Source organism: Fuscovulum blasticum DSM 2131, assembly GCF_003034965.1.
In the GTDB taxonomy this organism is placed as follows: domain Bacteria; phylum Pseudomonadota; class Alphaproteobacteria; order Rhodobacterales; family Rhodobacteraceae; genus Pseudogemmobacter; species Pseudogemmobacter blasticus.
The window spans coordinates 18,040-37,872 of record NZ_PZKE01000014.1 but is presented as its reverse complement, the minus strand read 5'-3'; the positions used below and the strand labels follow the sequence as shown (position 1 = coordinate 37,872).

The window sequence follows — 19,833 nt, the reverse complement described above, 5'->3', positions numbered from 1 at the left end:
CCGCAACCGATTCCGTTGCCCAGCCGGAGTGTTCAAATGCCCGCCATCACCGAGCCGAAACTGATTTCCGGCAATGCCAACCTCAGCCTTGCGAAATCCATCGCGCGTCGGATGTCGATGCACCGGGGCATGTCGATCAATCTGGTCGAGGCGCGGATCGAACGCTTCAACGATCAGGAAATCTTCGTCGAGGTCTATGAGAATGTCCGGGGCGAAGACATGTATGTCATCCAGCCCACGTCGAACCCGGCGAATGACAACCTGATGGAACTGCTGATCATGGTCGATGCGCTGCGCCGGTCGTCGGCGGCGCGCATCACCGCCGTGATCCCCTATTTCGGCTATGCCCGCCAGGACCGCCGCGCCAAGGCCCGCACACCGATCTCGGCAAAGCTGGTGGCGAACCTCATCACCCAGGCCGGCGTGGACCGCGTGCTGACCCTGGACCTGCACGCCGCGCAGATTCAGGGCTTCTTCGACATTCCGGTGGACAACCTCTATGCCAGCCCGGTCTTCGCGCTGGACATCGAACACCATTTCAAGGGCCGCCTTGATGAGGTGATGGTCGTCTCGCCCGACGTGGGTGGCGTGGCCCGCGCCCGCGAACTGGCCAAGCGGATCAACGCGCCCCTGTCGATCGTGGACAAGCGGCGCGAAAAGGCCGGCGAAGTGGCCGAGATGACGGTGATCGGCAATGTCGAGGGCAAGGTCTGCATCATCGTCGACGACATCTGCGACACCGCCGGAACCCTGTGCAAGGCGGCCGAGGTGCTGATGGAACAGGGCGCGAAGGAAGTTCATTCCTACATCACCCATGGCGTGCTGTCGGGCCCGGCGGTCGAGCGGGTGTCGAAATCGGTGATGAAATCGCTGGTGATCACCGATTCCATCGAACAGGGCGACAAGGTGCAGGCGGCAAAGAACATCCGCATCGTGCCGACCGCACCGATGTTCGCACAGGCGATCCTGAACATCTGGGGCGGCATGTCGGTCTCCAGCCTGTTCGAGACCGAGACCCTGACGCCCATCTACGAAGGCCTCTACCCGCGCGGGTGAGCCGGCATTAACCGGGCGGAAACGGCTGTCGGTCAGTGTGGCGCCATACCTGCCCGGAGCCGCGCTCCGCATGCCCCCCCCTTCGTCAGCCGTCCCCCTTGCCTCTCCGCCGCCCCCTCCGCTGCGGCAGTCTATGGACCGTATCCTTGACGAGATGGCGTCGGTTTCCATGCAGTTGGGGCATGACATCGTTGATGTCGCGGGCTTTCTGGAAGGTGTGGAATCGGCAGCCCGCCAGCAACTCGCCCGGCTGACCGAAGCGCGGGGCGGGGCCCGCGGGGTTTCAGCCGCCAGTGCCACCATGATCGCGGCGACCGATCGGCTGTCATCGGTGATCGGCGGGCTGATCGGAGCGCTGGCCACATCAACCGGCCAAGTCGGGCTTGCGCTGTCCTCCAGCCAGCAGGTGATGGGCTGGGTGGGCGGCGTCGGCGGGCAGTTGGGCCGCATCGACCAGGCAATGCGCGCCGCCAGCCAGTCAAATGCAAGGGTGCTGGAAATCGCGCGCGAGGTCAGCCTGCTGGCGATCAACGCCAAGATCGAGGCCGCCCGCGCCGGCCCCGCCGGGCGCGGCTTTGCGGTCGTGGCCGATGCGGTGAACGCGCTGGCCGCCCAGGCCACCGATGCGGCACGGCTGATTTCGGATACCGTGGGCGCCCTGGCGGGCGAGATCGGGATCCTGCAGGCCGAAGCCCAGGGGGTGGCCGTGCAGGCGCAGGCCGGCATGGCCGAACTTGCCGCGTCAGAAACCGCCCTGCGCCTGATCGGCGCCCAGGCGGCACAGGCGGACGGCGAGCTGTCCACCCTGTCGGATGAGGCGGCACGTCTGCGCGGGGTGATGCAGGGCTTTGCCCCCACCTTCCGGGCCCTGCATGATGAAGTAACCGCCCAGGCCGGTCTGGTGAACGAAGCGCGGGATCGCGTCGCCGCGCTGGTGCATCTGGGCGAAGGGATGGTGCAGCACATGTTCGCCCTTGGCGGGGCAACCGCAGACCGCCCCCTGATCGACGCGGCCATGGACCGCGCCCGTCAGATCGGTCAGGCACTGGAAGCAGCCCTTGCAAAGGGTGAGATTTCGGGGGCAGACCTGTTCTCGACCGCCTATGAGCCGGTTCCGGGCACGGCCCCGCAGCAGGTGCTGGCCCCCTTCACCGCCCTGACAGACCGGCTGCCCCCCCCGGTGCAGGAACCGGTACTGGCGCTGGACCCGCGGGTGGTGTTCTGTGCCGCAGTGAACAGGACCGGGTATCTGCCGACCCACAACCGCAAATTCTCGGCCCCGCAGGGCCCTGATCCGGTCTGGAATGCCGCCCATTGCCGCAACCGCCGCATCTTTGCCGACAGGGTGGGGCAGGCAGCAGCCCGGTCAACCGCCCCGTTCCTGATGCAGATCTACCGGCGCGACATGGGCGGGGACAACTTCGTGATGATGAAGGATGTCTCGGCACCCATTCTGGTGCAGGGCCAGCACTGGGGCGCGCTGCGACTGGCCTATCGGTTCTGACGCGGCCGCCCCTGGCAAGGACCGGCGCTATTCGATTTCCCAATCCTCATCATCGCGGACCGAGCCAATGGCCAGCCAGTCGGCCCGGACCCGCGCAATGCGCGTATCGCCCCAGGTCTTGAACACGATCTGAAAGCCCTGCGGCGTGATGTTTTCGGCGCCGATGTCCATGCGGGAATTGGTCTTGTGGTCCATGTCCCACATCGACAGGCCAACCGTAACCGCCGGCGTCCGGGTGAAGGGTTCGGGAAAGGTCACGTCCAGGCGGTATTCGCGCGGGCCATTCCCCGTCCACATCTGCCCGCCGTCCGCAAAATCCGAAAACAGAATCCGCGATCCTTGATGTACGCCGACCGAAGCCCCAAGACGCAGCATAACGTCACTCCATCAACTTTGTGACAACTACACAGTACAAATGTGAGCGACTAGTTAAAAGAAATGCCCCCGCCATCGGCGGGGGACATATGATCACGGGCCGTGGCCTGGCTCAGAAGCCGGCTGCGGCCTTCATCGCCTGCAGATCGGACATTGCCTTTTCGGCGGTGTCCTTGTCCACACCGACACTGCTGGCGGCAGAAGCGTCGGCAACAAGCTGATCCATCAGCTTGGCGTCCATTTCGTCCAGCGGCACCGCGCGTTCGGCCAGGACCGAAACGCCGGTCGCGCTGATTTCGGCGAAGCCGCCGGTCACCACATAGGCCTTGGTGCCTTCGGCCGAAACGGCGCGCAGGATGCCGGGGCGCAGGGTGGTAATGGTCGGCGCATGGCCTTGCATCGCCGTCATGTCGCCAGCGGCACCGGGGATCTGCACCTCGGTCGCCTGAACGGAGGCAAGCCGCCGTTCAGGGGAAACCAGGTCGAATTGCAGGGTTGCTGCCATGACGCCCCCTTAGGCCGCAGCCGCGGCAAGCTTCGCGGCCTTGGCCTTGGCTTCCTCGATGTCGCCGACCATGTAGAAGGCCGCTTCCGGCAGGTGGTCGTATTCGCCGGCCACAACCGCCTTGAACGAGGCGATGGTCTTGTCCAGCGGCACCTGCACGCCGGGCGAGCCGGTGAAGACCTGCGCCACGTCGAACGGCTGCGACAGGAACCGCTGGATCTTCCGGGCGCGGGCCACGGTCAGCTTGTCCTCTTCCGACAGTTCGTCCATGCCAAGGATGGCGATGATGTCCTGCAGCGACTTGTAGCGCTGAAGGATGCCCTGCACCGCACGGGCGGTGTTGTAGTGCTCTTCGCCCAGGATCTGCGGGTCCATCAGACGCGAGGTCGAGTCGAGCGGGTCAACCGCCGGATAGATCCCCAGTTCCGAAATGGCGCGCGACAGGGTGGTCGTGGCGTCGAGGTGGGCGAAGGACGTGGCCGGCGCGGGGTCGGTCAGGTCGTCGGCCGGAACGTAGATCGCCTGAACCGAGGTGATCGAACCCGCCTTGGTCGAGGTGATGCGTTCCTGAAGCTGCCCCATGTCGGTGGCCAGCGTCGGCTGGTAGCCCACGGCCGAAGGGATACGGCCCAGCAGAGCCGACACTTCCGAACCCGCCTGGGTGAAGCGGAAGATGTTGTCCACGAAGAACAGAACGTCGGTGCCGGACTGGTCACGGAACTGCTCGGCCAGCGTCAGGCCGGTCAGCGCCACGCGGGCACGCGCCCCCGGAGGTTCGTTCATCTGGCCGTACACAAGGGCCACCTTCGACTTTTCCAGATCGTCGATGTTGATGACGCCCGATTCGATGAACTCGTGATACAGGTCGTTGCCTTCACGGGTCCGTTCGCCCACGCCGGCGAACACCGAGTAGCCCGAGTGCACCTTGGCGATGTTGTTGATCAGTTCCTGAATGAGAACCGTCTTGCCCACGCCGGCGCCGCCGAACAGGCCGATCTTGCCGCCCTTGGAATAGGGGGCCAGCAGGTCGATCACCTTGATGCCGGTGACAAGGATCTGCGATTCGGTCGACTGCGACTGGAAGTCGGGCGCCTTCTGGTGAATGGCGCGCTTTTCCGTGGCCGCGATCGGGCCGCGCTCGTCAATCGGTTCCCCGACGACGTTCAGGATGCGGCCCAGCGTGGCATTGCCCACCGGCACCGAGATCGGGGTGCCGCTGTCGCTGACCGGGGCGCCGCGCACGAGGCCTTCGGTGGCATCCATGGCGATGCAGCGGACCGTGTTCTCGCCCAGGTGCTGGGCGACTTCCAGGATCAGCTTCTTGCCGTTGTTGGTGGTTTCCAGCGCGTTCAGAATCGCGGGAAGAACGCCTTCGAACTGAACGTCCACGACGGCGCCGATGACCTGGGTCACCTTACCTTTGGAGACAGTCGTTGCCATTGTCATAAGCCTCGTTTCGCTGTGTTTCCTTCGGCCCGGTTGCCCGCGCCGCTACCTATTTCCGATGACCTGCGCCTATCGGGCCTCATACCATCCGCCGCCCAGTGCCACCCGTCCCGTCACACAGTGAAGGATCCGGCCGGGGAACCAGCGGCGGTATTTCTGCGCCATTTCCTGGCGCAGGCGATGGAAGTTCTCATCCGCGATCGCGCGGCCGTAGTGGTGCAGGTGAAAGTCGATCGCATAGGCGCGACCGCCCAGAAATTCCGCCTGCAGGCAAAGATCCGCCCCGTAGTAGTGGAACCCCTGCATGTCGTAAGAGTTCAGCACCGGCTTCAGCCGCCGCATCAGCAGAAAACATTCGTCCAGGCTTTCCACCCGGCAGGGCACATTGCCCCGCCGACGGTCGTTGCCGAAGACATCGCTGATGTGCAGCGCCTGCGCGGTGACGCTGTGGTTCAGCGGCCGCCAGGGGCTGCCGGCAACACCGGCCACCAGCCACTTCGGATCGGCCTCTTCCAGCGCCTCGATCGCGGCAACCAGATCGTCGTAGCCGCGGTCGACCAGCTCCACATCCTCATGGCAGAAGATCACATAGCGGCCCTTGCAACGGGGCAGCATCTGCTTGTGCCAGGAAAACCCGTGGAACTGGTTGCCCTCACGATTGTCGGCCGCCAGAAACTCGGCCTTGTCCGGGGTGAAACCGAACCGCTCGAACGACTCGAGCAGACGGTCGTATTTCGCCTGATCCCGCACCAACGAGCAGACCGAGAACATCAGCGTGCTCTCGTCCTTGTCCTGCACATATGTCGGCACGGGTTTCATGGCGTCTTACAGGGCCTCGGCGCCGGAGATGATTTCGATCAGCTCCTTGGTGATCGCGGCCTGACGGCTCCGGTTGTACTGGATCGTCAGCTTGTTGATCATGTCGCCGGCGTTGCGGGTTGCGTTGTCCATGGCGGACATCCGCGCGCCCTGCTCCGAAGCGGCATTTTCCAGCAGCGCCGTGAAGATCTGCGTGGCCACGCCCCGCGGCAGAAGGTCGGCCAGAATGGCCTCTTCGCTGGGTTCGTAGTCATACAGCGCATTGGTCTCGGCCGCCTCGAACTTGGCGGGGATAACCTGTTGCGCGGTCGGAACCTGGCTGATCACCGACTGGAAGCGGTTGTAGAAGATCGTCACCACATCGGCTTCGCCGGCCTCAAAGGCCGCCAGAACTTCGCGCGCAATGCCCTGGGCGTTGGAATAGCCAAGGCGCCGCACGTCCGACAGATCGACATGGCCAACAAACGCGCTGGCCCAGTCCCGCTTGAGCTGCTCACGGCCCTTCTTGCCGACGGTCAGGATCTTGACCGTCTTGCCTTGCGCCACCAGCTCGTTCGCGCGCTGGCGGGCCAGACGCACGATGGTCGAGTTGAAGCCGCCGCAAAGGCCGCGTTCCGAGGTCATCACGACCAGAAGGTGAATCTGGTCGCGACCGTTTCCTGCCAGAAGGCGGGGCGCACCGGCACCCTGCCCCGAGGCCAGCGAGGCAATCACCGCCCCCATGCGTTCAGCATAGGGACGGGCGGCTTCGGCCGAATCCTGCGCGCGACGAAGTTTCGCCGCGGCGACCATCTGCATCGCCTTCGTGATCTTCCGCGTGTTCTTGACGCTTCCGATCCGGTTCTTGAGGTCCTTCAGGCTGGGCATCTGCCTACTCCTTCAGGGGCTCAGGCGAAGTCTTTGGCGAAAGCGTCGAGTTCCGCGCGAATGGCCTTTTCAAGATCGCCCGCAACCTTGCGGTCATTCTTGGTCATGTCGTCCAGCAGCGCCTTGCCCTTGGTGCGCAGGTGCTTCAGCAGGCCGGCCTCGAAACGGCCGACATCCCGGACGGCAACCTTGTCGAGATAGCCGTTGGTGCCCGCGAAGATGATGCAGACGATTTCCGCGTTGGTCAGCGGCGAATACTGCGGCTGCTTCATCAGTTCGGTCAGACGGGCGCCGCGGTTCAGCAGGGCCTGGGTCGAAGCGTCCAGGTCCGAACCGAACTGCGCGAAGGCCGCCATTTCGCGGTATTGCGCCAGTTCCAGCTTCACCTTGCCGGCCACCGACTTCATGGCCGAGGTTTGCGCCGAAGACCCCACGCGCGACACCGACAGACCCGTGTTCACGGCCGGGCGGATGCCCTGGTAGAACAGTTCCGATTCCAGGAAGATCTGGCCGTCGGTGATCGAGATCACGTTCGTCGGAATATAGGCCGAGATGTCGCCGGCCTGGGTTTCGATGATCGGCAGCGCGGTCAGCGAACCGGCCCCGAAATCGCCGTTCATCTTGGCCGAACGCTCCAGCAGGCGCGAGTGCAGATAGAACACGTCGCCCGGATAGGCTTCGCGGCCCGGCGGGCGGCGCAGCAGCAGCGACATCTGACGATAGGCCACGGCCTGCTTCGACAGGTCATCGTAGATCATCAGGGCGTGGCGGCCGTTGTCGCGGAAGAATTCGCCGATCGCGGTGCCCGAGAAGGGCGCCAGGAACTGCATCGGAGCGGGGTCCGACGCGGTGGCGGCAACGACCACAGTGTAGGCCATGGCGCCGGTTTCTTCCAGCTTCTTCACGAGCTGGGCAACGGTCGAACGCTTCTGGCCGATGGCGACATAGACGCAATACAGCTTCTTCGATTCATCGTCGCCGGCGGCGTCGTTATAGACCTTCTGGTTCAGGATGGTGTCCAGCGCCACGGCGGTCTTGCCGGTCTGACGGTCGCCGATGATCAGCTCGCGCTGACCGCGGCCGATCGGGATCATGGCGTCCACGGCCTTGAGGCCGGTCGCCATGGGCTCGTGCACGCCCTTGCGCGGGATGATGCCCGGCGCCTTCACGTCAGCGATGCGGCGTTCCGAGGCCACGATCGGGCCCTTGCCGTCGATCGGGTTGCCAAGGGCGTCCACGACGCGGCCCAGCAGGCCGTTGCCGGCCGGCACGTCCACGATGGACTTGGTGCGCTTGACGGTGTCGCCTTCCTTGATGTCGCGGTCGTCGCCGAAGATCACGATCCCGACGTTGTCCACTTCAAGGTTCAGGGCCATCCCGCGGATACCACCGGGGAATTCGACCATTTCACCGGCTTGCACGTTGTCGAGACCATAGACGCGGGCGATCCCGTCACCGACCGACAGCACGCGGCCAACTTCGGCCACCTCGGCATCCTTGCCGAAGTTCTTGATCTGCTCTTTCAGGATCGCAGAGATCTCGGCAGCCTGAATTCCCATCACCCAACCTCTTTCATGGCATTCTGCAGGGAAGCGAGCTTCGATTTGACCGACGTGTCGATCATGGTCGAGCCCAGCTTGACGATAAGTCCGCCGATGAGGCTTTCATCAACGGTGGTGTTCAGTTTCACGGTCTTGCCGACCTTGGCCTTCAGCGTTTCGGCCAGTTTCTTGGCCTGCGCGGCCGAGAGCTTGGTGGCAGCCGTGACCTCGGCGGTCACTTCGCCCTTTTCTTCCGCGATCAGGCCGGCCAGCGCCGACAGAACCTGCGGCAGCGCGAACAGACGCCGCTTTTCGGACATCAGCGCCAGGGTGTTGGTCATCAGCGGGCTCAGGCCCATCTTGCCGGCAATCGCGGCAACGGCCTTGGCCTGATCGCCGCGGCTGATCACCGGAGAGGCGATCATGGCGCCCAGGTCGGGGCTGCCGGCCAGAACGTCCTTGAGCGCATCAATGTCGGTTTCCAGCGTCTTCAGCGCGCCGGTCTCTTTCGAAAGTTCGAAGAGCGCGGTGGCGTAGCGCTCGGCGATGCCTTGCGAGATGGAAGCTGCTTCGGCCACGATCGTCCTTCCCTTGTCTCGGGCTTCACCTTTCTCGACCTCGGCCATGCGTCGAATGGCCACGGACAGAAGCAAGCCCCAAGTATTCCGATTTTGCGGCGTCCTTAGCAGAGGCTTTGCAGCCCCGCAACGGGTTGGACGCGCTTTCCTGACCGCGCTACTGAGGTTTAACACGCTGTTGGCGCTAAAGGTAGGAAATCGGGGGCATCCGGCACCTTTGGGCTGCGCTGCGCCAACGTGATGCACCCCCGGCGGGCATCCCGCTGCGCAGAATCGACGGCCGGTCTGCCGTCTCTGGCAGGGCGGCCCCGCTCACGCCCCAGCTCACGCCCCTGTCACGAGGGCGTCAGGCACGCCCGTTGCGGTTGACAATCATGTATCAGAGAATCATCTAAAAACCCGAATATGTCCGCGTGAAGGGTCCGTCGCCTGTCGGGTCAGGCCGCGCGGGCCAGCAGACAGGAGGCCCCCATGACCGACACCCTCAACCGCCGCGCCGCAATGGCGCTTGGCCTTGCCAGCGCCGCGGGGGCCGCCCTTGCAACCCCTGCCCTTTCGCAGGACGCCGCCCCGGCCACGGTGCGCAACAATGTGTCGGGCTTCCAGATGCACGCCTGGCGCGATCATTTCGACAGCCTTGGCAAGCCGATGCTTGTGGCCGACACCTTCTCGCGCGCCCTGCATTACTGGAACGCCGAAGGCGGCGATCACCGGATCTTCCCGACCTCGGTGCCGATTTCGGACGATCTGACCAAGCGCGGCTACACCGAGATCGTGCGCAAGAAGGAAGGGCCGTCCTGGACCCCCACGCCGTCGCAGATGGCACGCTATCCCGACTGGAAGCCGATCGGGCCGGGGCCTGACAACCCGCTGGGAACCCATGCGATGTATCTGTCCTGGCCAGCCTATATCATTCACGGCACCCATGACACCCGCAAGATCGGCCGCCGGTCGTCAGACGGCTGCATCGGCCTTTACAACGAGATGATCGCCGAACTGTTCCAGCTTTGCCCGGTGGGCACGCGGGTGCGGGTGATCTGAGGGCGGGTCAGTCCTGCCCGGCGCGCGGGTTCAGGGCGGGCTTCGCCGCGCCCTGCCCGATGCCCTCCAGCACCCGCAGCGGTTTTTTCACCACCGCCCCAAGGCCGCCCCGTGTAGGCGCATAAACCTGTTTCGACGCCTCGACCATCAGCACCCCGCCCGAAAGCCAGGGCAGGCGGCGACCCAGCTTTTCCCAGGCATCGGCGGTGCGCAGCCAGAACGGTGTCTGGCTGGGCGGCGCGTGCAGCACGGTCAGGCTGCGTTCGGGGGTAAAGCCGTGGCGGCGCAACTGCGCCTCAAGCTGGGCGTTGGAATAGGGCCGGCCAAAGCCGAAGGGCGTGGCATCACGGCGCGACCACAGCCCGGCGCGGTTCGGCACCACGAACAGCGCCCGGCCCCCCGGCCCCAGTACACGATGCGCCTCATCCAGCACAGCCGAGGGGTTTTCGCTGGTTTCCAGCCCGTGCATCACCGCCAGCCGGTCCACCAGCCCGGTCGGCAGCGGCCAGTTGTTCTCTTCGCACAGGACCGAGACGTTCTGCATCCCCGCGGGCCAGGGCATCACCCCCTGCGGCCCGGGCATCAGCCCCACCACCCGCCGCGCCTCGGCCAGATAGGGGCGCAGCAACGGCACGGCAAAGCCGAAGCCCGCCACCGTATGCCCGGCAGCCGGTGGCCAAAGGCGCAGCATCTGGTCACGAATGGCCCGTTGCGCCACCCGGCCCAACCGGGTGCGATAGTAGAAATCGCGCAGATCCTGCACGTCGAGGTGCATTGCAGACGGGCCCCCGTTCGGGTCAAGGTCGGGGCATCTTAGCCGCTGAACGGGGAAAGACCATGGCCTTGAACCTGCTGACCGTGCCCTGCCTGAAGGACAATTTCGCCTTCCTGCTGCATGACGCCGCGTCGGGCCGCACCGCGCTGGTCGATGCCCCCGAAGCCGCGCCGGTCCTGTCGGCGCTGGCCGCGCAGGGCTGGCGGCTGACCGACATCCTGCTGACGCATCACCACGATGACCATATCCAGGCCGTGCCCGAGATCCACGCCGCAACCGGCGCCCGCGTCCACGGCGCGGCCGCCGATGCGCACCGCCTGCCGCCGCTGGACCACGCCCTGCGAGAAGGCGACCGGGTGGCCATCGGGGCCGAAAGCGCCGTGGTGATCGACGTGCCGGGCCATACCCGCGGCCATATCGCCTTTCACTTCCCGGGCAGCGCGCTGGCCTTCACCGGCGACAGCCTGATGGCCGCCGGCTGCGGCCGTCTGTTCGAAGGCACGCCGGCCGAGATGTGGGCCAGCCTGTCGAAACTGGCCGCATTGCCGCCCGAAACGCTGATCTGTTCGGGGCATGACTATCTGGACGGCAACCTGCGCTTCGCTCTGGCCCTTGAACCCGGCAATCCCGCGCTTATCTCTCGGCAAGGGCGGTTGTCCGAGATGCGCCGCGAAGGCCGCTTGCCAATGCCCTGGACACTTGCCGAAGAACTGGCGACCAACCCCTTCCTGCGCGCCCCCCTGCCGCAGATGAAGGCAGCGGTCGGTCTGCCCCAGGCAAGCGACACGGTGGTCTTTGCCGAAATCCGCGCGCGGAAAGACCTGTTTTGAGACGCGGACATCACTTTTCCGGTGATGGACCAAGACAAATGCGGATCGGGCGCAGATTGCGCTTGAAGTGCGACAAAAAGAACCGAACTTTACTCCCATGAGGCCACGGTCGAATGCGGGTTCATCCCCGCCCGACCCCGAGGAACAGGAGCACGCCCAAGTGCCGTCATTCTCGTCCACGCTCGAGCAAGCCATCCACGCGGCGCTGGCCCTGGCCAATGCGCGTCGCCATGAACTCGCCACGCTGGAACACCTCCTGCTGGCCCTGATCGACGAACCCGACGCGGCCCGCGTGATGAAGGCTTGTTCGGTTGATCTGGAAGACCTGAAGAAGACCCTGACCGATTTCATCGACGATGACCTGTCCACGCTGGTGACCAGCGTCGAAGGCAGCGAAGCGGTGCCGACGGCAGCCTTCCAGCGCGTGATCCAGCGCGCGGCGATCCATGTGCAGTCGTCTGGCCGCACCGAGGTGACGGGCGCCAACGTGCTGGTCGCCATCTTCGCCGAACGGGAATCGAACGCGGCCTATTTCCTGCAGGAACAGGACATGACCCGCTACGACGCGGTGAATTTCATCGCGCATGGCGTGGCGAAAGACCCGTCCTATGGCGAAAGCCGCCCCGTTCAGGGCGCGGACGAACCGCAGGAAACCCCCAAGGCCGAGGCGGGCGAAGCCAAGGAATCGGCGCTGTCCAAGTATTGCGTCGATCTGAACATCAAGGCCCGCAAGGGCGATGTCGATCCGCTGATCGGCCGCGAGGCCGAGGTTGAGCGGGCGATCCAGGTGCTGTGCCGCCGGCGCAAGAACAACCCGCTTCTGGTGGGCGACCCCGGCGTCGGCAAGACCGCCATCGCCGAAGGCCTGGCCTGGAAGATCATCAAGAAAGAGGTGCCCGAGGTTCTGTCGGGCGCCACGATCTTCAGCCTCGACATGGGCGCGCTTCTGGCCGGCACCCGCTATCGCGGCGATTTCGAGGAACGGCTGAAAGCCGTGGTGAAAGAGCTTGAGGATCACCCCGATGCGATTCTCTTCATCGACGAGATCCACACCGTCATCGGCGCCGGCGCCACCAGCGGCGGAGCGATGGATGCCTCGAACCTGCTGAAACCCGCGTTGCAGGGCGGCAAGCTGCGCTGCATGGGCTCGACCACCTACAAGGAATTCCGCCAGCACTTCGAAAAGGACCGCGCGCTGTCGCGCCGGTTCCAGAAGATCGACGTGAACGAACCGTCGGTGCCCGATGCCATCAAGATCCTGATGGGCCTCAAGCCGCATTTCGAGGAACACCACGAACTGCGCTACACCGCGGATGCGATCAAGTCGGCGGTGGAACTGGCCAGCCGCTACATCAATGACCGCAAGCTGCCCGACAGCGCCATCGACGTGATCGACGAGGCGGGGGCGGCGCAGCATCTGGTCAGCGATTCCAAGCGCAAGAAGGTTCTGGGCACCAAGGAGATCGAGGCCGTGGTGGCCAAGATCGCCCGCATCCCGCCGCGCAACGTCTCGAAGGACGATGCCGAAACGCTGCGCGATCTGGAAAGAACGCTCAAACGGCTGGTGTTCGGCCAGGACAAGGCGATCGAGGCGCTGTCGGCCAGCATCAAGCTGGCCCGTGCCGGCCTGCGCGAACCGGAAAAGCCCATCGGCAACTACCTGTTCACCGGCCCCACCGGCGTGGGCAAGACAGAGGTGGCCAAACAGCTTGCGGCCACGCTGGGCGTGGAACTGCTGCGCTTCGACATGTCGGAATACATGGAGAAACACGCGGTTTCCCGTCTGATCGGCGCCCCGCCCGGCTATGTCGGCTTCGATCAGGGCGGGATGCTGACCGATGGCGTGGACCAGCACCCGCATTGCGTGCTGCTGCTGGACGAAATCGAGAAGGCGCACCCGGATGTCTACAACATCCTGTTGCAGGTGATGGACCACGGCAAGCTGACCGACCACAACGGCCGGGCGGTGGATTTCCGCAACGTGATCCTGATCATGACCTCGAACGTCGGGGCGGCGGACATGGCCAAGGAAGCCATCGGCTTCGGCCGCGAACGCCGCACGGGCGAGGATACGGCGGCGGTGGAACGCACCTTCACGCCGGAATTCCGCAACCGTCTGGACGCAGTGATTTCCTTCGCGCCCCTTGGGCGCGAGATCATCCTGCAAGTGGTCGAGAAGTTCGTGCTGCAGCTTGAAGCCCAGTTGATCGACCGCAACGTCCATATCGAGCTGACGCCGGAAGCGGCGGCCTGGCTGGGCGAAAAGGGCTATGATGACAAGATGGGCGCGCGTCCGCTGGGCCGCGTGATCCAGGAACACATCAAGAAGCCGCTGGCCGAGGAACTGCTGTTCGGCAAGCTGACCAAGGGCGGGCTGGTGAAGGTGGGCGTCAAGGACGATGCCATCGTCCTTGAGGTGCAGGAACCGCAGAAACCCCGGCTGACCGGCCAGAAGCCCCCGCTGCTGACGGCCGAATGATCCAGAAAAGAAAACCCCCGCCACCGGCGGGGGTTTTGCTTTTCCGGGCAGGGTCCGGCGCCCTTCGGCCGGCTCAGGCCTTGGCCGCAGGGGCGCCGCCCTCAAAGCGGTTGCCGTGGCGGTAATCGCAGGGCGCCTCCTGCATCTGCAGATGCAGCCCCGTGCCGGTGAAGGGATGCGCGCGCGCCAGATCCTCGTCGAAGTCGATGCCCAGCCCCGGTGCCTCGGGCGGCAGGATGTAGCCATCTTCCCATGTCAGGCTGTTGCGGATCAGCGCCATGTGGAAGGCGCCGCCGGTCTGGATGGTTTCCGCGATCAGCAGGTTCGGGATCGACACCGACAGATGCACATTCGCGGCCCATTCCACCGGGCCGGCATAAAGATGCGGCGCCATTTCGGCGTTGAAGATTTCCGCGATGGCGGCCAGCTTCCTGGCCTCAAGAATACCCCCCAGCCGGCCGAGCGCCGGTTGCAGGATCTTCACCCCGCCTGCCCGCAGCAGCATCCCGAATTCCGTCTTGGTGGTCAGCCGTTCGCCCGTGGCCAGCGGAATACGCACCGCCCGCGCCACCTCGGCGAATTCCAGCAGGTTGTCGGGCGGGATCGGTTCTTCGTACCACAGCGGGTTGAACGGCTCCAGCTCGCGGCCCAGCCGGATGGCCCCGGCGGTGGTGAACTGGCCATGGGTGCCGAACAAGAGGTCGGCCCGGTCGCCCACGGCCTCGCGGATCGCCTTGCAGAAGGCAACGCTGCGGGAAATATCGCTCATAGCGGGCTGGTGCCCGCCGCGAATGGTATAAGGCCCGGCCGGGTCGAACTTGACGGCGGTAAAGCCCTGCGCCACCGCCTTGGCGGCCGCCTCGGCCTGCCAGTCGGGGTTCACCCAGAATTCCGTCTGGTCCTGCCCGGGGTCCGGGTAAAGATAGGTATAGCTGCGCACCCGGTCATTCATCCGCCCGCCCAGCAGTGCCCAGACCGGCCGGTTCCGCGCCTTGCCCAGAATATCCCAGCAGGCAATTTCCAGCCCCGCGAAGGCGCCCATCACCGTGGGGTCGGGCCGCTGGGTGAAGCCGCTGGAATAAACGCGGCGATACATCAGCTCCAGATCCTCGGCCGACTGGCCGCGCATGTGCCGGTCGAACACGTCCTCGATCACCGCCCGCATCGCCTTCGGCCCCACGGTCGAGGCGTAACATTCGCCATAGCCGGTGATGCCATCGTCGGTGGTGATCTTCGGAAAGATCCAGTAGCGCCCGCCCCAGCCCGGCGCCGGCGGGGCGACGACGAAGATTTCAAGATCCGTGAGTTTCATGCGCGCCCCCCTTGCACCGTCAGCCGAAAGCCTAGGCAGCCAAGGCCGCCCGGGCCGGTCTTTCAGCGACAGAACATGCCGCAAACGGGCAATCAGGCGGGCAAGCTCCGGGGACGGTGCGCCGCCAGGCTGTGCAGCGCAAGGCAGCCGGCCATCAGCCCGGCGGCCAGCAGGAACGGCGCGCCGGGGGCATGGACCGCAGCGCCCTCGCGGGTGAAATGCGCGAAGGTGGTCGTCATCACCAGCGGCGAAAGGATGGTGGCCACCGCGTTCAGGCTGGACAACACGCCATGCACCTCACCCTGCGCATCGGCCGGCGCCGCGCGTGAGGCCAGCGCCTGAAGCGACGGCGTGACGGTGCCGCCAAGCGCCGTGACCGGGATGATGGCCAGCGCCACCACGGGCGAGGTGACAAGACCAAGCGCGGTCAGCGTCACCACATCCACCACCATGCCGAACTGCGCCGCCCGGTGTTCGCCCCAGCGACGGATCACCGGGCCGACAATCGCCGCCTGCCCCACCGCAAAGCTGATGCCATAAAGCGCCAGCGACACCCCGACCATGCCCGAGGACCAGCCGAAATTGGCCTCGCCGTAAAAGGCCCAGACCGTGGGATAGACATTCATCGCAATGCCAAGGATCAGGAAGCAGGCCAGCGTATAGCCCACCCCCGGCAACCGGCTGACCGACCGCAGCGCCCCCAGCGGATTGGCCCGCGCCCACAGGAACGGGCGGCGGGTGGCATCGGTCACCGTCTCGGGCAGGGTGAACCAGCCCAGCAGCATGTTGGCGGCGGCCATGGCGGCGGCGGCAAAGAACGGCGCGCGGGTGTCGATCCCGGCCAGACCGGCGCCGATCAGCGGCCCGACAACGAAGCCCACCCCGAAACAGGCCCCGATCAGGCCGAAACGCGCGCCGCGCTTTTCGGGCGGGGTGATGTCGGAAATGAAGGCGGTGGCGGTGGAATAGGTGGCCGCCGTGATGCCGGCCACGATGCGCGCCGCCAGCAGCAGCCAGATCGTGCCCGCGGTCGCCATCACCAGATAATCCGCCGACATGACCGCCAGCGACACCAGCAACACCGGACGGCGGCCGAAACGGTCGGACAGCGCGCCCAGGACGGGGCCGAACAGGAACTGCATCACCGCAAAGGCAGTGCCCAGCGTTCCGGCCCAAAGCGCGGCCTCGGACAAGGATCGCCCCGTTACCTGACGGATCAGGTCGGGCATGACCGGAAAGATGATGCCGATCCCGATCGCGTCCATCGCCACGGTGATCAGGATGAAGGTCAGCGCAAGGCGCGGGTTGGGCATGGCTCAGCCTTTCGGAACGGGCGCGACCATATCACCCCGGCCCGCCGCCGAAAGGCCCCCCGCGATGCGGTCGATCCGCGCGGCCAGCGCCTGCGGCATGGCGAAGAACGGCGAATGGGACGAAGGCAGCGCCGTCCGGTTGGCCTCCTGCACCGAAGCCGCCATCACCGCCTGATACTCCGGCGGAATGGCCCGGTCCTCGGTGCAGGCGATGTAATGGCGCGGCAGGTCTTGCGACCGGGCGGTCAGCCGCAACGGCGTTTCCTGCGGGGCAATGGGTTCGGGCGCCAGGCAGCGTGCCGCAAGGGCGCGGTCCTCAGCAGGGCAGTCGTGATAGAACAGATCGTCCACCCGCGCCGGATCAAAGGAAAACACCGTCCGCGCCGCATCCAGCCGGTAGCTGCCCGCCAGCGGCTGGCGCGGCCCGGCCCGCCGCATCTGCGCCAGCGACTGGCCCGACACCGGCACATAGGCGCAAAGATAGACCAGCGCGGCCATGTTCGCGGGGTCGCGCTCGGCAGCGGCGGTGATGGCGTATCCCGCCGCGGAATGGCCCACAACCACGGTCGGCCGGTCCAGCGCCGCCACGATGGCCGCCGCCAGATCGTCCAGCGTGACCGTGGCCGCATCCGCCCCGCGTCCGGGCAGGTCAATGGCGCGGGCACTGTGCCCCAGCGCGGCCAGCGCCGGAATGACCCGGTGCCAGCACCACGCCCCGTGGCACGATCCCGGCACCAGCAGCACCTCAGCCATGGCCGATGCCGGTCAGGAACTCCGCCAGCGCCGCGACATAGGCGTCGGGCTGTTCGACAAAGGGCAGATGCCCGCCGCCACGGATCACCGTGAACCGGCTGCCCGGCACCAGATCGGCGGTCTCGCGCACCAGATCGGCCGGGGTTGACCCGTCATTCGCCCCGGCAATGGCCAGCAGCGGCAGGCGCAGCATGGCCGTGGTTTCATAGAAATCCGTGCCCGCAATCGCGGCGGCGCAGCCCATCCAGCCTTCGGCCGGGCAGGCCAGCAGCATCTCGCGCAGCGCCGGCATCTGCGACACCTCGCGCCATTTGCGGCCGAACCAGCGCTCCATCGTGGCATCGGCAAGGGCGGCAAGGCCCCCGTCGCGCACCGTGGCGATGCGGTCCTGCCATTGTCCGGCAATGCCGATGCGGGCGGCGGTGTTCGACAGCACCAGCCCGCGCACCAGATCCAGCCGCTTGACGGCCAGCCCCTGCGCGATCAGCCCGCCGATCGACAGGCCGACGACCACCGCCTCCTTCATTCCGAAATGGTCCATCGCCCGTTCGGCATCGCGCACCAGCGTGCCCATGGCATAGGGGGCGGGCGGCACGTCGCTGCCGCCATGGCCGCGCATGTCCAGCCGCAGGATGCGGTGGCGCGGCAGGCGCGCGACCACCGCGTCCCACAGCTCCAGCCGCAGGCCAAGCGCGTGCAGCAGCACCAGCGGCGGGCCGTCGGTGGGGCCGTCAAGCCGGGCGTTCAGGCGCAGGTCGGGCAGGAAGATCGGGGCCATGGGAACCTTCGTCGTCTGTCGTTTCCGGGCGGCCTCAGCCGCCAAAGCGGGCCAGCGCCCCGGCAAAGATCTCCGGGTCGGCATTGCCACCGCTGACGGTGCAGATCACCGTCTCGGGCAGGTCATCGCGGAACAGCGCCGCCGCCAGCGCCACCGCGCCGCCCGGTTCGGCGACGATGCGCAGATACCGGAAGGCCAGCGCCACCGCCCGCAGCGCCTCGTCATCGCTGACCACCATCCCCGGCCCGGCCAGCCGGTGCAGGATGGGCAGGGTCAGCGCCCCCGGCATCGGCGTCAGGATCGCGTCGCAGACCGATCCGGTCGCCGCCGCGTTGCCTTCGCGCTGCCCCGAAACCAGCGACCGCGCCATGTCGTCGAACCCCGCCGGTTCCACCGTGCGGACACGCAGACCCGGCGCGCGGGCGTCCAGCGCCATGGCCACCCCGGCCGACAGCCCGCCGCCCCCGCAGCAGACCAGCACATCGGCACCGGCAATCCCGGCCTCGGCCGCCTGCACGGCAATCTCAAGCCCCACGCTGCCCTGACCGGCAATCACCTCGGGGTGGTCATAGGGCGGCACCAGCGCCAGCCCCCGCTCGGCCGCGATCCCCGCCGCCAGCGCGTCGCGGTCGTCGCGGACGCGGTCATACAGCACCACCTCGGCCCCATAGGCGCGGGTATTGGCCACCTTCACCGCCGGTGCATCCGACGGCATGACGATCACCGCCGGCACCCCATGCGCCGCCGCGGCCCAGGCCACGCCCTGCGCGTGGTTGCCTGACGACATCGCCAGCACGCCCCTTGCGCCCGCCGGCAGGGCTGACACCGCCGCCCATCCGCCGCGCGCCTTGAAACTGCCGGTCACCTGCAGACATTCCGCCTTGACGAAGATCCGCCGCCCCGCCAGCCGGTCCAGCAGGGGCGCGTTCAACAGCGGCGTCACCCGCACATGGCCGCGCATCCGCGCCGCCGCCGCCTCGATCGCCTGCAGAGTCATTCCATTTGCTCCAGCCACCGCCGCAGCACCGCCACGGCTTCGGGTTCATCCAGAAAGGGCACATGCGCCCGGTCGGGCACATCGGTGAAAATCAGGTCGGGCCGCATGTCCTGCATCCGCGCCACGGTGTCCGGGGTCAGCAGATCGGAATTCGCGCCCCGGATCAGCGCCACCGGCAGGCCCGCCGTCGCCGCCCACAGCGGCCACAGGTCGGTGGGCGGCACCGCGAACGAGGCCAGCACCGACTCGCGCAGCGCGGGGTCATAGCGCAGTTCGACCCGTCCCTCGCCCTGACGGTAAAGCCGGTCTGCCATGGCCTGCCATTGCGCGGCACTGACGCCTTCGAAGCCCGGCGAATTGGCCGGCAGCTTCTCGGCCACCTCGGCCAGCGTCCGCGCCGCCGGGCGGCGGCCGACATAATCCTTGATCCGCTCCAGCCCCGACCGCACGATTTCGGGGCCGATGTCGTTCAGGCACAGCCCCAGCAGCCGGGGCTTGGCGGTTACCGCCAGCAGCATCCCGATCAGCCCGCCGCGCGACGTGCCAAGAATGGCCGCCTGTTCAAGCCCCAGATGATCCAGCAGCGCCAGCGCATCCGCCGCCTCTTGCGGCACGGTATAGCTGGCGGCCCCGGTCCAGTCGCTGTCGCCGCGGCCACGGTAATCCATGCGGATCACCCGCACCCCGGCCAGCGCCGGCAGGGCATCGTCGAAATCGGCCATGTTGCGGGTCAGGCCGGCCAGACACAGCACCGGCAACCCGGTGCCCTCGTCGCGATAGGCCAGCCGCGCCCCGTCCGTGGCGGTAAAATGCTGCGGCATGGTCATCCCCTCGAAGAAACCGCAAGAATCGTGGATCGTCCCG

The 19,833-nt window shown here is 66.4% G+C and carries 19 protein-coding genes; 5 read left to right on the top strand and 14 right to left on the bottom strand.

The window, feature by feature from the left end:
* The first annotated feature begins 36 nt into the window (after nucleotides 1–36).
* Both C5F44_RS13810 and C5F44_RS13805 read left to right on the top strand, forming a co-directional pair.
* Nucleotides 37–1,056, top strand: coding sequence for a ribose-phosphate pyrophosphokinase (locus C5F44_RS13810; RefSeq protein WP_107674130.1), 1,020 nt, complete (start codon nucleotides 37–39; stop codon nucleotides 1,054–1,056).
* 133 nt (nucleotides 1,057–1,189) lie between these two features.
* Nucleotides 1,190–2,560 carry a methyl-accepting chemotaxis protein gene (locus tag C5F44_RS13805; protein ID WP_181318274.1) on the top strand — a complete coding sequence of 457 codons (1,371 nt, stop codon included), beginning with the start codon at nucleotides 1,190–1,192 and terminating at the stop codon, nucleotides 2,558–2,560.
* A gap of 27 nt (nucleotides 2,561–2,587) precedes the next feature.
* Here the strand turns inward: C5F44_RS13805 and C5F44_RS13800 are convergent, their stop codons facing one another.
* From C5F44_RS13800 to C5F44_RS13770, 7 genes are all read right to left on the bottom strand, one after another.
* On the bottom strand, nucleotides 2,588–2,857 hold the full coding sequence (locus C5F44_RS13800; RefSeq protein WP_328588508.1) for an H-type lectin domain-containing protein: 270 nt from the start codon (nucleotides 2,855–2,857) through the stop codon (nucleotides 2,588–2,590).
* 190 nt (nucleotides 2,858–3,047) lie between these two features.
* Complete coding sequence (locus C5F44_RS13795; RefSeq protein ID WP_107674127.1) at nucleotides 3,048–3,440, bottom strand: F0F1 ATP synthase subunit epsilon; 393 nt, start codon at nucleotides 3,438–3,440, stop codon at nucleotides 3,048–3,050.
* A gap of 9 nt (nucleotides 3,441–3,449) precedes the next feature.
* On the bottom strand, nucleotides 3,450–4,880 hold the full coding sequence (atpD, locus tag C5F44_RS13790; RefSeq protein ID WP_107674126.1) for a F0F1 ATP synthase subunit beta: 1,431 nt from the start codon (nucleotides 4,878–4,880) through the stop codon (nucleotides 3,450–3,452).
* Between the two features lie 75 nt (nucleotides 4,881–4,955).
* Nucleotides 4,956–5,705, bottom strand: coding sequence for a hypothetical protein (locus tag C5F44_RS13785; RefSeq protein ID WP_107674125.1), 750 nt, complete (start codon nucleotides 5,703–5,705; stop codon nucleotides 4,956–4,958).
* Between the two features lie 6 nt (nucleotides 5,706–5,711).
* Nucleotides 5,712–6,572: a F0F1 ATP synthase subunit gamma gene (locus C5F44_RS13780; protein WP_107674124.1), complete on the bottom strand. Its 861-nt coding sequence runs from the start codon at nucleotides 6,570–6,572 to the stop codon at nucleotides 5,712–5,714.
* A gap of 20 nt (nucleotides 6,573–6,592) precedes the next feature.
* On the bottom strand, nucleotides 6,593–8,131 hold the full coding sequence (gene atpA / locus C5F44_RS13775; RefSeq protein ID WP_107674123.1) for a F0F1 ATP synthase subunit alpha: 1,539 nt from the start codon (nucleotides 8,129–8,131) through the stop codon (nucleotides 6,593–6,595).
* Entirely contained in the window at nucleotides 8,131–8,691 is a 561-nt protein-coding gene (locus C5F44_RS13770; RefSeq protein WP_107674183.1) for a F0F1 ATP synthase subunit delta, read from the bottom strand. The genes atpA and C5F44_RS13770 overlap by 1 nt, the downstream gene beginning before the upstream one ends.
* Nucleotides 8,692–9,162: 471 nt before the next feature.
* Here C5F44_RS13770 and C5F44_RS13765 point away from each other — a divergent pair, with 471 nt between their 5' ends.
* On the top strand, nucleotides 9,163–9,732 hold the full coding sequence (locus C5F44_RS13765; RefSeq protein WP_107674122.1) for a L,D-transpeptidase: 570 nt from the start codon (nucleotides 9,163–9,165) through the stop codon (nucleotides 9,730–9,732).
* Between the two features lie 7 nt (nucleotides 9,733–9,739).
* Here the strand turns inward: C5F44_RS13765 and C5F44_RS13760 are convergent, their stop codons facing one another.
* Nucleotides 9,740–10,507, bottom strand: a complete 768-nt coding sequence (locus tag C5F44_RS13760) for a class I SAM-dependent methyltransferase (RefSeq protein ID WP_107674121.1) — start codon at nucleotides 10,505–10,507, stop codon at nucleotides 9,740–9,742.
* Nucleotides 10,508–10,569: 62 nt separating this feature from the next.
* Between C5F44_RS13760 and gloB the strand changes: the two genes are divergently transcribed.
* Both gloB and clpA read left to right on the top strand, forming a co-directional pair.
* Nucleotides 10,570–11,337, top strand: a complete 768-nt coding sequence (gene gloB / locus C5F44_RS13755; protein WP_107674120.1) for a hydroxyacylglutathione hydrolase — start codon at nucleotides 10,570–10,572, stop codon at nucleotides 11,335–11,337.
* Between the two features lie 160 nt (nucleotides 11,338–11,497).
* The gene (gene clpA, locus C5F44_RS13750; RefSeq protein WP_107674119.1) at nucleotides 11,498–13,816 is read left to right on the top strand and encodes an ATP-dependent Clp protease ATP-binding subunit ClpA; all 2,319 of its coding nucleotides are present in this window, start codon (nucleotides 11,498–11,500) and stop codon (nucleotides 13,814–13,816) included.
* Between the two features lie 73 nt (nucleotides 13,817–13,889).
* On the opposite strand, the gene C5F44_RS13745 is transcribed toward clpA, so the two are convergent.
* The 6 genes from C5F44_RS13745 to C5F44_RS13720 form a co-directional block, all read right to left on the bottom strand.
* The gene (locus C5F44_RS13745; protein WP_107674118.1) at nucleotides 13,890–15,128 is read right to left on the bottom strand and encodes a mandelate racemase/muconate lactonizing enzyme family protein; all 1,239 of its coding nucleotides are present in this window, start codon (nucleotides 15,126–15,128) and stop codon (nucleotides 13,890–13,892) included.
* 92 nt (nucleotides 15,129–15,220) lie between these two features.
* Nucleotides 15,221–16,441 carry a TCR/Tet family MFS transporter gene (locus tag C5F44_RS13740; RefSeq protein ID WP_107674117.1) on the bottom strand — a complete coding sequence of 407 codons (1,221 nt, stop codon included), beginning with the start codon at nucleotides 16,439–16,441 and terminating at the stop codon, nucleotides 15,221–15,223.
* 3 nt (nucleotides 16,442–16,444) lie between these two features.
* On the bottom strand, nucleotides 16,445–17,194 hold the full coding sequence (locus tag C5F44_RS13735; RefSeq protein WP_107674116.1) for an alpha/beta fold hydrolase: 750 nt from the start codon (nucleotides 17,192–17,194) through the stop codon (nucleotides 16,445–16,447).
* On the bottom strand, nucleotides 17,187–17,972 hold the full coding sequence (gene pcaD / locus C5F44_RS13730) for a 3-oxoadipate enol-lactonase (RefSeq protein WP_107674115.1): 786 nt from the start codon (nucleotides 17,970–17,972) through the stop codon (nucleotides 17,187–17,189). The genes C5F44_RS13735 and pcaD overlap by 8 nt, the downstream gene beginning before the upstream one ends.
* Before the next feature lie 34 nt (nucleotides 17,973–18,006).
* Entirely contained in the window at nucleotides 18,007–18,969 is a 963-nt protein-coding gene (locus C5F44_RS13725) for a threonine ammonia-lyase (RefSeq protein WP_107674114.1), read from the bottom strand.
* A complete protein-coding gene (locus C5F44_RS13720) occupies nucleotides 18,966–19,790 on the bottom strand; it encodes an alpha/beta fold hydrolase (protein WP_107674182.1) in 825 nt (274 codons plus the stop codon). Before C5F44_RS13720 ends, C5F44_RS13725 begins: the two co-directional genes overlap by 4 nt.
* Between the last annotated feature and the right edge of the window lie 43 nt (nucleotides 19,791–19,833).